This window comes from Arthrobacter sp. T572 (assembly GCF_056780115.1).
This window is the reverse complement of record NZ_JBRAZQ010000002.1, coordinates 1703085-1715033: the sequence shown is the minus strand read 5'-3', so window position 1 is coordinate 1715033 and position 11949 is coordinate 1703085. Positions and strand designations below refer to the sequence as shown.

12 protein-coding genes are annotated in these 11949 nt (G+C 64.6%); 4 read left to right on the top strand and 8 right to left on the bottom strand.

What is annotated here, in order from left to right; all coding sequences use genetic code 11:
• Positions 1-260: 260 nt before the first annotated feature.
• Entirely contained in the window at positions 261-2804 is a 2544-nt protein-coding gene (gene pheT / locus ACUYMZ_RS09165) for a phenylalanine--tRNA ligase subunit beta (RefSeq protein WP_426006896.1), read from the bottom strand.
• A 2-nt stretch (positions 2805-2806) separates the two neighbouring features.
• A complete protein-coding gene (pheS, locus tag ACUYMZ_RS09160) occupies positions 2807-3868 on the bottom strand; it encodes a phenylalanine--tRNA ligase subunit alpha (RefSeq protein ID WP_481602846.1) in 1062 nt (353 codons plus the stop codon).
• A gap of 185 nt (positions 3869-4053) precedes the next feature.
• Between pheS and ACUYMZ_RS09155 the strand changes: the two genes are divergently transcribed.
• Positions 4054-4497 (top strand): hypothetical protein, encoded by a 444-nt coding sequence (locus ACUYMZ_RS09155; protein ID WP_426006894.1) that lies wholly within the window; start codon positions 4054-4056, stop codon positions 4495-4497.
• Positions 4494-5126: an SIMPL domain-containing protein gene (locus tag ACUYMZ_RS09150; RefSeq protein WP_481602844.1), complete on the top strand. Its 633-nt coding sequence runs from the start codon at positions 4494-4496 to the stop codon at positions 5124-5126. The genes ACUYMZ_RS09155 and ACUYMZ_RS09150 overlap by 4 nt, the downstream gene beginning before the upstream one ends.
• A gap of 30 nt (positions 5127-5156) precedes the next feature.
• Here the strand turns inward: ACUYMZ_RS09150 and pcp are convergent, their stop codons facing one another.
• The gene (gene pcp / locus ACUYMZ_RS09145; RefSeq protein ID WP_481602842.1) at positions 5157-5795 is read right to left on the bottom strand and encodes a pyroglutamyl-peptidase I; all 639 of its coding nucleotides are present in this window, start codon (positions 5793-5795) and stop codon (positions 5157-5159) included.
• A gap of 78 nt (positions 5796-5873) precedes the next feature.
• On the opposite strand from pcp, the gene ACUYMZ_RS09140 reads away from it, so the two are divergent.
• A complete protein-coding gene (locus ACUYMZ_RS09140; RefSeq protein WP_481602838.1) occupies positions 5874-6977 on the top strand; it encodes an Rv2578c family radical SAM protein in 1104 nt (367 codons plus the stop codon).
• Here the strand turns inward: ACUYMZ_RS09140 and ACUYMZ_RS09135 are convergent.
• Complete coding sequence (locus ACUYMZ_RS09135) at positions 6948-7421, bottom strand: (deoxy)nucleoside triphosphate pyrophosphohydrolase (protein ID WP_481602834.1); 474 nt, start codon at positions 7419-7421, stop codon at positions 6948-6950. The genes ACUYMZ_RS09140 and ACUYMZ_RS09135 overlap by 30 nt on opposite strands.
• Before the next feature lie 129 nt (positions 7422-7550).
• Between ACUYMZ_RS09135 and ACUYMZ_RS09130 the strand changes: the two genes are divergently transcribed.
• On the top strand, positions 7551-8759 hold the full coding sequence (locus ACUYMZ_RS09130; RefSeq protein ID WP_481602831.1) for an MFS transporter: 1209 nt from the start codon (positions 7551-7553) through the stop codon (positions 8757-8759).
• A 122-nt stretch (positions 8760-8881) separates the two neighbouring features.
• On the opposite strand, the gene ACUYMZ_RS09125 is transcribed toward ACUYMZ_RS09130, so the two are convergent.
• The 4 genes from ACUYMZ_RS09125 to rpmI form a co-directional block, all read right to left on the bottom strand.
• Positions 8882-9799: a cation diffusion facilitator family transporter gene (locus ACUYMZ_RS09125; RefSeq protein WP_426006885.1), complete on the bottom strand. Its 918-nt coding sequence runs from the start codon at positions 9797-9799 to the stop codon at positions 8882-8884.
• Between the two features lie 100 nt (positions 9800-9899).
• The gene (locus ACUYMZ_RS09120) at positions 9900-10811 is read right to left on the bottom strand and encodes a TrmH family RNA methyltransferase (RefSeq protein ID WP_481602828.1); all 912 of its coding nucleotides are present in this window, start codon (positions 10809-10811) and stop codon (positions 9900-9902) included.
• Between the two features lie 26 nt (positions 10812-10837).
• Positions 10838-11518 (bottom strand): 50S ribosomal protein L20, sunset domain variant, encoded by a 681-nt coding sequence (gene rplT, locus ACUYMZ_RS09115; RefSeq protein WP_481602826.1) that lies wholly within the window; start codon positions 11516-11518, stop codon positions 10838-10840.
• Positions 11519-11637: 119 nt separating this feature from the next.
• The gene (gene rpmI / locus ACUYMZ_RS09110; protein WP_347110628.1) at positions 11638-11832 is read right to left on the bottom strand and encodes a 50S ribosomal protein L35; all 195 of its coding nucleotides are present in this window, start codon (positions 11830-11832) and stop codon (positions 11638-11640) included.
• Positions 11833-11949 lie beyond the last annotated feature (117 nt).

Genomic DNA, 11949 nt, shown 5'->3' with positions numbered 1-11949 from the left:
CACGGGTTCAGCCAGGCGCAAACGGATCGAAGTTCCGTTTTTCCGGACGACCGGTTTGTCTACAGCCACGATCCGGAGGTCCTGGACCCGGACGTCCTCCTGAGCCAATTGGACTCAGCGGCATCAGGAGCCGAACGCTCGGAATGGTGCCATCGGCTCGACAGCATGACTGCCAAAAACCGCTTCTTCATCTAAAGGGGGAAAGAAAATATCCCCGGAACCAAGAGGTTCCGGGGATATTTTCCACACACAGCGTTTGATCAGCGCTGGACGGCTCCGAACCTTTCGGCAGCGACAGCCACAGCCGCCGCCCGGGCTTCGGAGGCTTCGTCCGCCGTCAGGGTGCGGTCCCCTGCCCGGAACCGGAGTCCGAACGCGAGCGACTTCCTGCCCTCTTCAATCCCTGCACCCTGGTAGACATCGAACAAGGCCACGTCTTCCAGCAGTTCCCCCGCACCTTCCCGGAGGGCTGCCAGGACATCGTCTGCCGGCACCTCCTGCGGAACCACCAGGGCGACATCCTGGGTTGCCACGGGGAACCCGGAGATGTGCTTGGCCACAATCACGTCTGCGGCAGCCTGGAAAAGGACGTCGACGTCGACCTCTACGGCAACGGACCGGGCCGGCATGTCCTGCGCGGCCAGCAGCTTCGGGTGCAGTTCACCGGCGTATCCCACCAGTTCCCCACTGCGCAGCGCGAGCTTGGCGGCGCGCCCGGGGTGGAAGGCCTGGTGGCTTCCCTGGCTCACCACGAGCTCCACGCCGAGGACATCGCCAATCAGCCGTGCAATGTCCAGGCCATCTGCCCAATCCCAGGCGCGGGGTGTGTGCGTCGCGGCAGCGGGAGAATCATGGCCCGTCAGGACCGCGGCGATGTGCAGCGGCTGGTGCGGAACGCCGTCGAACAGTCCCTCAAGAACATCATCGGCGGGTTTGACGCCCAACGGCGGGATGGAATCGGTGCCCAGCTTTTCACCGGGCAGGAACACCGAACCGGCTTCATACAGCGCCAGGTCGCGGAAGCCCCGCGAATGGTTACGGCGGGCCACCTCAATCAAGCCCGGGAGGATGGAGGTCCGGAGGTAGCCGTGTTCCTCGCTGATCGGGTTGGCGAGCTTCAGCGCCGGACGCCCGGCGCCTTCCACGGCCACACCAAAGGTGTCGTTTGCTGCCTTGGTAACGAAGGGGTAGGACAGTACCTCGGTCAACCCGGCATCGGCAAGGGCCTGGACGACGCGCCGCTTTTGCTGCTGGGTGCGGCTGAGGCCACGCCCCGGAGGCGCCACCGGCAGGGTGGCAGGGATGTTGTCGTAGCCCACCAGGCGGGCGATTTCCTCGGAGAGGTCCTCCTTGGTTTCGAGGTCGTTGCGCCAGCTCGGTGCCGTGACGATGTAGCCGGCTCCGGACTTCTCTACGACAGCACCGAGGTCCACCAGGGACGTGGTGATCTGTTCTTCGGTGAAGTCGATGCCAATGCGCTTGGAGGCGAAGTCGGCCGGCAACTCGATGGTGACGGCATCGGGCGCGGTACCGACGTCGGTCCCGGTCTCGTCAGCGGTGCCGCCGGCCAGTTCGACCAGCAGGTCGACGACGCGCTGCGCGGCAATGTTCGCCACATGCCAGTCGACGCCACGCTCAAAGCGCTTGGACGCCTCGGACGGCAGCTTGTGGCGGCGGCGCGAGCGGGCAATCGACACCTCGTCGAAGTGGGCAGCCTCCACCAGGATGTTGGTGGTGGAGTCCGACACTTCGGTGTGGGCGCCGCCCATGACGCCGGCAATGCCAATGGCACCGGAGTCGTCGGTGATCAACAGGTCCTCGACGTCGAGAGTGCGCTCTTTGTCGTCCAGGGTAGTGATCTTCTCCCCCGCCACGGCGCGGCGCACCACGATGTCGCCGGAGAGCTTATCGAGGTCGTAGCAGTGGTTGGGCTGGCCGAGCTCCAGCATGACGTAGTTGGAAATATCCACCGGAAGCGAGATGCTCCGGATGCCCGCAAGGCGCAGGCGGGAGGACATCCAGGGCGGCGTGGGGCGCGACGGATCAACGTCACGGACCGTGCGCGCTACGAAGCGGTCGCATCCGGGCTTGCCGTAGATGGGAGCGTCGTCGTTGAGCTTGACGCCGTAACCACCCTGCAGGCTGGCCGGTGCAGTGACCTTGGACGCGGGATCAGTGAAGGTGGTGCCGGTGGCATGCGCGTATTCCCGGGCCACACCACGGATGGAGAACGCGTAGCCGCGGTCCGGAGTGACGTTGATTTCCGCGGCCTGGTCGTAGAGGCCCAGCAGTTCCATGGCGTCCGTGCCGATCTCCGGGTCGAGGCCGATGCTGGACAGCACCAGGATGCCGTCGTGGTCCTCGCCGATGCCGAGCTCACGCACGGAAGCGATCATGCCGGCGGAAAGGTGTCCGTAAGTCTTGCGTGCGGAGATGTGGAAGTCTCCGGGCAGCACGGCGCCGGGCAGTGTCACCACTACCTTGTCGCCTTCCACGAAGTTGTGGGCACCGCAAATGATGCCCTGCACACCGGAAGGATCGATGCCCTTGCCGGTCAGCGTCTGTTCCTGTCCTTCCGGAACCACCCGGACCTGGCACCAGTTGATGGTCTTGCCGTTGGTCTGCGGTTCCTTGACCAGGCTCAGCACCTGGCCAACCACGATCGGACCCTGCAGGGTATCGGTGGGCCGGTGGACGGCTTCTTCTTCAAAGCCGACCTTGACCAGGTCCGCCATGACGTCTTCGGCCGTGGCATCGGCCGGTACCTGCGCGAACTCACGCAGCCAGGAAAGTGGGATACGCACTGTTAGATCTCCATCCCGAAGTGCTCGCTGAAACGTACATCGCCCTCGATCATGTCGCGCATGTCGCCGACCTCGTTGCGGAACATGAGCGTGCGCTCGATGCCCATGCCGAAGGCAAAACCTGAATAGACGTCCGGATCGATGCCGGCCGCCCGCAGGACGTTGGGGTTGACCATGCCGCAGCCACCCCATTCGATCCAGCGCGGGCCGCCCTTGGCTCCCGGGTGCCAGATGTCCAGTTCGGCGGACGGCTCCGTGAACGGGAAGTAGTTGGGACGCAGCCGGATCGAAGCTTCCTCGCCGAACATCTGGCGCGCAAAATGTTCCAGCGTGCCACGCAGGTCGGCCATGCTCAGGTTCTTGTCGATGGCGAGGCCCTCGAACTGGTGGAACACAGGCGTGTGGGTGGCATCGAGTTCGTCCGTGCGGAACACCTTGCCCGGGCACAGCACGTAGATGGGCACCTCACGCTCCAGCATCGAACGGACCTGCACTGGAGAAGTGTGGGTGCGCATGAGCAGGTGTGCTTCAGGAGGCTCCACGAAGAACGTGTCCTGCATTTCGCGGGCCGGGTGGTCCGGTTTGAAGTTCAGGGCATCGAAGTTGAACCATTCGGACTCGACTTCGGGTCCCTCGGCGATCTCCCAGCCCATGCCGACGAAGATGTCCGATACGCGGTCCTGAAGGGTGGACAGCGGGTGGCGGGCACCGGCCCGTCGGCGCCGGGGCGCGGCAGTCACATCGACCGTTTCCTCCACGAGGATGCGGGCGTCGTTCTCCGCCTCAAGAACAGCGGTCCGCGCTGCGAGCGCCTGGTTGACCCGGCCCCGGGAGGAACCCATGAGCTTTCCCGCTGCAGCCTTGTGCTCCTTGGCGAGGCCACCGATTTCACGGTTGGCAAGGCTGAGCGGAGACTTCTCGCCGGTGTGGGCGAGGCGTACGGCCTTGAGTTCATCGAGGGTGGACGCAGCTGCAATGGCAGCGAGCGCGTGCTCTACGGCAGCGGTGATGGCAGCTTCATCCAACGGATTCGGGATGGCAGCGCCTGGCAAAGTGTCAGTCATCTACTGTTCTTAGCTACGAGTCGGGAGCGGCCCTGGCAACGGGCCTTCGATACGAATGGCAGTGTTCGCGCCGAAGCTCACCCCGGACTGCGGACACTCCCTTCAGTCTAATTGAACGTGGTGGGCCGGTTTTAACCGGTTCGGGCGGTGGCGTCGAAGACTGGCGTGGGGTTTAGCATGGCCTCATGACTCCCGGACAGCGCCTGCGCCAGGTCGCCAACGTCCTGAACCTGAGCACGCCCTTGGGCCTCCTGGTTGCGGCCGCGTCCCGGTCGCGCGTGGCCCCCGGCCCCCGCGGGCTGCTGATCGCTTCCGGTTACAGGTGGAGGCTCCCCCACGCCGGTGCATTCACCGTAGGCAATGTCATTCTCTACCGGGCACCCGCAGGCGAGGCAGGACGCAGCGCGCTCCTCCTGGGTCACGAGGAGCGGCACAGCACCCAATATGCCTACTGCCTGGGTCTGCCGTTCCTGCTCGCCTATGGTGTGGCGGCGGCTTGGTCCCTGGCCAGCGCCGGCGATCCGGCGTCGAAGAACTTCTTTGAGCGCCAGGCGGGCCTGGCGGCGGGAGGCTATGTCAGGACAGACATCACCAGGACTGCAGGCACAAAGAACGGGGTTGAGTCATGAAACGCACCATTACCGTCACGGGTACGGCCAGCGCCACAGCGGTTCCGGACCTGGTTACCTTGACCTTGGGGGTGGAGACCCGCAGGGATTCGGCGGCAGCTGCCTATGACGACGCCGGGAGGGCGGCTGCCGCGGTCGGCGACAGCCTGCGCGCGGCCGGCATCCGGGACGCCGACCTCCGTACCAGCGGCCTGAATCTGCGGGCGGATCTCGTGTGGGTGGAAGGGCAAGGCCAAAAGGTCACCGCGTACGTCGCGTCCACCACCCTGCAGGTGGGAATCCGGTCCCACGCCGAGGCCCCGGCCGCCATTGCCGCGGCTGTTGCAGCCGGCGGAAACGATATCCGGATCAACGGGGTTGAACAGGGCTTTGCCGATGCCGCCGAGGTGGAGGCCCGGGCCCGGGAGGCGGCGTGGAAGGACGCTCGAGGGAGCGCGGAACAGTACGCGGCTCTGGCCTCCGCAACCTTGGGCCGGGTGGTTGCCATCTCCCAGCAGCCCTCTCATGCTGCGCCCGTCCCCATGGGGGGAATGGTGCGGGCGTACGCTGCAGAGGCATTGCCCCTGGAGGCCGGGGAAACGTCGGTGACTGCGGGCGTGGTGGTGGAGTGGGAACTCCTGGACGGGTAATCGGCGGACGCGGGTCCGGAAGGGCCGTCTTCAGTGGAGGGCGCCGCCGGCGAGGCGCGCATCCACGGGTGTTGCCAGTGCGGTCTTCGCGATAACCGCCAACCCGCGGGCCATCTGGTCCAGTTCCATGGACGGCCCTTGGGTTCCGGCCTGCCCGGGGAGCCACGGGACGTGGACGAAGCCGCCACGCGCCTGTCGGCCCGAGGTGGCCAGGTGGTGCATCAGTCCGTAGAAAACATGGTTGCAAACGTAGGTACCGGCCGATTGTGAAATGTCGGCTTTGATTCCTTCAATCTGAAGATCGCGAAGGGCGGCCTTGATGGGCAGTGTGGTGAAGTAGGCCGCAGGGCCGCCCTCCACGACCGCTTGGTCCACGGGCCGCCTCCCCTTGTTGTCAGGGATGCGCGCGTCATCACAGTTGATCGCCACCCGCTCCAGGGAGATCCGGGCCCGGCCCCCTGCAAGTCCGGCGCTGATGACCAGTTCCGGATCCAGCAGGCCCATGGCTTCGGCGAGGGCCTCCCGGGACTCATTGAAGACGCAGGGCAACTGGACCGCTTCCACCTCATGCCCTTCCCCGGCGAGGATGCCCCTTGCTCCCAGCACAGCCTGCCATGACGGATTGAGGGTGTCGCCTCCAAAGGGCTCAAAACCCGTCAGCAGAATCATGAAGCCACCTTAGCAATGGCCGGTCGCAAGCCGCGCCAATCCTTGACTTAACTTAGAACATATATTCGAATAGACTTCATGAGATGGGACGCGCAAGCACTTTCACCGACGCGTGAACCGGATTCCGGGATTGACCGCAATCCTGCTCCTGGCCCTGCCCCGGCCATGGACGCACTGATCCCGCTGGCCGGGCTTGTGCGTTCCATCTCTACACCCGAATTCTCCGGAGTCACCTTCCATGAGGTCACCGCCAAGTCAGTGCTCAACAAGGTGCCACCGGGTTCGAACATGCCTTTCGAATGGACCGTGAATCCCTACCGGGGCTGCAGCCACGCGTGCGTCTACTGTTTTGCCCGGAAGACCCACACCTATCTTGAGTTCGACGCCGGACGGGACTTCGACTCGCAGGTGGTAGTGAAGATCAACGCAGCAGAGGTCCTCCGGAAGGAACTGTCAAAGCCCTCATGGGGCAGGCACCAGGTGGCCTTGGGAACCAACACGGATCCCTACCAACGGGCCGAAGGCCGCTACGCCCTCATGCCGGGCATCATCCGTGCACTGGCAGAGTCAGGGACGCCCTTCTCCATTCTCACCAAGGGCACGTTGCTGGCCCGGGATATCCCGTTGCTCAAGCACGCCGCCACGATGGTCCCCGTAGACCTTGGCATCTCCCTGGCCATGACCAACCAGGACCTGGCCGATGTCATCGAGCCTGGAACGCCCTCCCCCAAAGCACGGCTGAAGCTCATATCCCGCTTGCGGGACGCAGGTCTGGGCTGCGGTGTCATGGCCATGCCCATCCTCCCTTGGCTGACTGATTCGGATGAAGCCCTGGATGCCCTCTTCGGCGAATTGGCCAAGGCAGGTGCCACCGGCGTCACGGCCGGGGCTCTGTATCTCAAGCCCGGTACCCGCGAGTGGTATATGGACTGGCTCGCTTCGCACCACCCGGAACTCGTGGGCCGCTACCGGAGGCTTTACGGCAAGGGTTCCTACGCGTCCACCGAATACAGGAGCTGGCTGGCCGGACGCATCAACTACTTCAAGGGCAAGCATGGTTTCTCAGGTTCTCATGGCTTCAGCCACCGGAACGCGCGCTCTCCGGGGGCGGGTCCGGATGTATCGGCGGATGACCCCCGCGGCACCAGTCCGTCACTGTCCGGGCAGCAACCCCTGTTCTGAGCCGCCAAGAGGCACAGCGGCCCCGGCGTGATCCAGGAGCGCGCGCACTATCGGAAAGTCGGCGGGAATCCAGTCAAGTTCCAAGGCACCGCCGGTCTGGTCCAGCGGCATCCACCGCAGTTCGTCGTGGTCTTCCAAGGGCCGTGGCTCGCCCTCAAGCACCTCGGCGAACCATACCCGCATCACAGCACGCTCATTCAGCGGCCATCCGCGGGGCTCCCCGGACGGCAATTCGACCCCCAACCGGACCTCTACGCCAAGCTCTTCGCTCAGTTCGCGGTGCAAGGCCGCTTCGGGCTGTTCGCCATCCTCAATTTTTCCGCCCGGGAATTCCCACATCCCCGCCAGGTGCGGTGGCGAAGTGCGCCGGGCGGCCAGCAGCATGCGGGGGTTCTCCAGGGAATCGACGATTGCGGCGCCCACGACGTTGATCAATCCAGTCACGGAAACAGTCTAGGTGCCCTGGAGCATGGGCCTCGTCACAAGAGACCCTTCCGGCAGCGTCATCACGACTAAGCTTGTTATCGGATTTCTCCGACTCTCCCAGCCGCCAGGCAACCCAGAAGCAGGCTTATGACTACCACCGTGTCCCCGACCGCCCCAACCGTCCGAAAGAAGCCCCACCTCGGCCTCGCCATCCTGGCCCTGGCCATGGGCGGTTTTGCGATCGGCACCACCGAGTTCGCCATGATGGGCCTGCTCAAGGAAGTGGAGCAGGGTCTGCAGATCAGCACGCCGGAGGCCGGCAACCTGATCTCCGCCTATGCGCTGGGAGTGGTCATCGGAGCACCGGTGTTCGCCGCATTTGGTGCCAAGCTGCCCAGAAAACACCTCGCCCTCGGCCTGATGCTGTTCCTGGCCATCGCCAACCTCACGTCGTTCATCGCGCCTGACTATGGCTTGATGCTGCTCTCACGGTTCGCCTCGGGCCTGCCCCACGGCGCTTTCTTTGGTGTGGCCGCGGTCATCGCCGCAGGGCTGGTGGCCCCCACCAAGCGAGGCTGGGCCATCTCCATGGTCATGGCCGGGCTCACGGTATCCAATGTCATCGGCGTGCCCTTGGCTACGTGGGTGGGCCAAACCTTCGGCTGGCGGCTGCTGTTCGTCATCGTGGGCGCCATCGGGCTGGCAACTGTAGCCATGGTATGGAAATTCGTGCCGTTCGAAGCCGCCCACCCGGAGGCCAGTATCCGCCGGGAGCTTGGCGCACTCAAACGGCTCCAGGTGTGGTTGGCACTCCTGATCGGCATCATCGGCTTTGGCGGTTTCTTCGCCGTCTACACCTACATTGCCCACACCATGACCGGCGTGGCGGGTATCCCCGAAAGCCTCATCCCGGCCGTGGTGGCGCTGTACGGCCTGGGCATGGTGGTGGGCAACATCATCGGTGGACGCCTCGCGGACCGTTCGGTGATGGGCACCATCTACTGGATCATGCCGGGCATCGCACTTGCCCTGGTCGTTTACGCGGTGGCCGCCCACTGGGCGTGGTCAGCGTTCGCCATGGCCTTCGTCGTAGGTGGCATCGGATCCATGCTGACTCCGGCGCTGCAGACCCGCCTCCTGGATGCGGCACCCGGGGCAGCGTCGCTGGCCTCATCCCTCAACCACTCGGCCTTGAACATCGCCAACGCCCTGGGTGCCTTCCTCGGCGGCACAGTCATCGCCTGGGGCTGGGGGTACGTGGCCCCCGCCCTGGTGGGCGCCGTCCTGGCCGTCCTCGGCCTGGGGGTCGCCGTGGTCAGTGGCCTGCTGGAACGCAGGAGACCGCTCGCGTCCTGAAGGCAGCCCGGTCCAGTCGCGGCACAAGGCTGCGAATCCTGGCCCCCTGCAAAGACAAAAAGCCATGGGCTCCGCACCTGCGGAGCCCATGGCTTTTCCGGTTTCTTCCTGAACGGACCTGACTACGCCTTCACGCGTTCCAGGTCCGGTTCCAGATAGATGACCCGGGCAATCGGAACCGCCGCACGGATGCGCTGCTCGGCGTCGTCAATTACCTTGGCGATCGACTGGCCGGTATCAGCGGCACCCATGGTGATCTTGGCAGCAACCAGCAACTCGTCCGGTCCCAGGTGCAGGGTCTTGAGGTGGATGATGCGTGTTCCGTCAGCCTCAAGGGCTCCCGTGATCCGGGCGACGTCGTCCTTGGTGGCGGACTCCCCCAGCAGCAGCGACTTGGTTTCCAGCGCCAGGACCACGGCGATCGCCACCAGCAGGAGGCCGATCATGGCGGTACCCAGGGCATCCCACACGCCATCGCCGGTAATCAGCGTCAGGCCGACGCCGAACAAGGCGAATATGAGGCCCAGGAGTGCACCGAGATCCTCCAGCAGGATGACCGGCAGCTCCGGCTGCTTGGCGTTGCGAACGAACGACACCCAGCCCTGCTTGCCACGGACGTGGTTGGATTCGATGATGGCCGTCCGGAACGAGAACGACTCCGCGATGATGGCACCCACCAGGACAGCCAACGGAACCCACCAGAAGTCACCCTCGATGCCGTGCGGGTGCTGGAACTTCTCCCATGCCTCGTACAACGCAAAAAGGCCACCGACGCTGAAGAGCACAATGGACACGATGAAAGCGTAGATATACCGTTCGCGGCCGTAGCCGAAGGGATGCTCGGCGCTTGCAGCACGCTTGGCGCGCTTGCCGCCCACCAGGAGAAGCACCTGGTTGCCTGAGTCGGCCACCGAGTGGATGGCCTCGGCGAGCATGGACGATGACATCGTCAGGATGAACGCGATGAATTTGAGTACGGCGATGGTCAGGTTCGCGGCAAGGGCCGCCACGATTGCTTTGGTACCGCCACTAGCAGCCACGAAAGCTTCACCTCTTCGGTTTCGGGAAAGTATTGTCTGTGCCAAGAAGAGTCGTCATCGTCTGATCTTGCAAGCAATACCGTACCCGTGTCCGGGGATTTTAAGCATTCACGACCCGGGCGCCCTGCTGCGACCGGGCACTGGCGTAGAGGCATACGGTGGCCGCGGTACCCAGATTGAGGCTTTCGGCCGCCCCGTATACAGGCACAGCAACCCGATGGTCGGCCAACGCCAATTCGGCGTCGGACAGCCCCTGGGCCTCATTCCCGAAGAGCCAGGCCGTGGGATCTTCAAGGGCGTACTCTGAGGGTGCACTGCCCACGCCCATCCGGCGGGCGGCGTTCTGATCCTGCAACTGGTCCAGGTTCACGGATCCGTACCCGTCGGCCGCAAGGACACCAATCCCGCGCTCCTTGCACCGGGCCACCAGGTCAGCCACCTCCACACCGAGCACTACGGGCAGGTGGAACAACGAACCCGCAGTGGAACGGACCGCCTTCGGGTTGTAAATATCCACGCTGGAACCGGTGAGGATGACGGCGTCCGCCCCGGCGGCGTCCGCCGCGCGCAGGACCGTCCCCGCATTACCCGGGTCACGGACCTGGCACATCACGGCAAGAAGTTGCGGGCCGGCGTCGAGGACGTCTTCAAGCCCGACGTCAACGAAGGAGCAGACCGCCACGATGCCTTGCGGGTTCACGGTATCCGCCATGGCGGACAGGACGTCGTCTGTAGCCAGGCGCAGCCGGGTACCCCGGGCGAGGTCGTCCAGTTCCGGGAGCCGGTCGAGGCACGCCTGGCTCGCGTACACTTCATGCACGACGGCGGATCCTCCCGCCGCTGTCCGTTCACGGTGAAGGACCAACGCCTCACGTACCGCCTGCGGACCTTCGGCCAGGAAGCGACCACGCTTTAAACGCGCCGGACGCCCGGCAAGCTTTGCGACATCCTTCACCCGATCTGCTCGGGGGTTGGTCATCGGAAAGTCTTGCGGGCGTCCGGTGTTGTTCATATAAAGAACTTTAGCCGCAGGTGCGACTAGTTCTTGATCTGCTGGCGGGCTTCGCCACCTGCGGGCTCGTAGCCTGCAGCCTTGGCAGCCTCAACGGTGGAGAACCAGTACTCAGCAGCGGTGTTCTCGTACCAGGTGGAACCCGGAACGTGGTACTTCTTGGACTCGGCGTTGCCCTTGATGGCAAAGCCCTCCGGAGCACCCTCGCCGTCAACGGCTGCAACAGCGCCATCGATGGCCGGCTTCTCGGAAACAACAGCCTTGACAGCGGTAGCCGTGGCGGCAGCCGGAGCAACCTTGGCAGCCTTGGGAGCTGCAACGTCGGCCTTGGCCGCCGGAGCGGAGGTGTCGGACGGCAGGGCAGCCTTGGCAACGTTCACCAGGGCAGCGAATGCGTTGGCGTCCGAGACAGCCAGCTCAGCAAGCATGCGGCGGTCAACCTCAACCTCAGCAGCCTTCAGGCCCTGGATCAGGCGGTTGTAGGTGAGGCCGTTGGCGCGGGATGCGGCGTTGATGCGCTGGATCCAGAGGCGGCGGAAGTCGCCCTTGCGCTTGCGGCGGTCGCCGTAGCTGTAAACAAACGAGTGCAGCAGCTGCTCTTTTGCCTTGCGGTAAAGGCGCGAACGCTGACCGCGGTAACCCTTGGCGCGTTCGAGGACAACCCGGCGCTTCTTGTGGGCGTTGACCGCCCGCTTCACACGTGCCACGTGCGTACTCCTTCAGAAATCTTTATCCCAAGCTGCTACTGCCGGGAAACCCGGCGGCCTGAGAAGGCTTTTGGTGTAGTCGGTGTCCGCCGGACGGCGGCAACCAAAGTGCTTGGAACTTAGACGCCCAGCATCTTCTTGATGACCTTGGCATCGCCCTTGAAGACGATCTTGTCGCCGGCGAGGCGGCGGGTCAGGGTGGTGGGCTTGTGCTCCAGGTAGTGGCGGCGGTTGGCCTGCTGGCGCTTCAGCTTGCCGGTGCCGGTCAGCTTGAAGCGCTTCTTAGCACCGCTGTGGGTCTTCATCTTCGGCATGGGAACCGATCTCCTTACGTATCCGCGGACAGTGTCCGCAGTTCTTTCGTGCAGCCGGCCTGCTGGGGCCGGCGTGCTGGTTGCTTGCCGTGGAGGCAGGGCCTCCGAGGCGTCGAA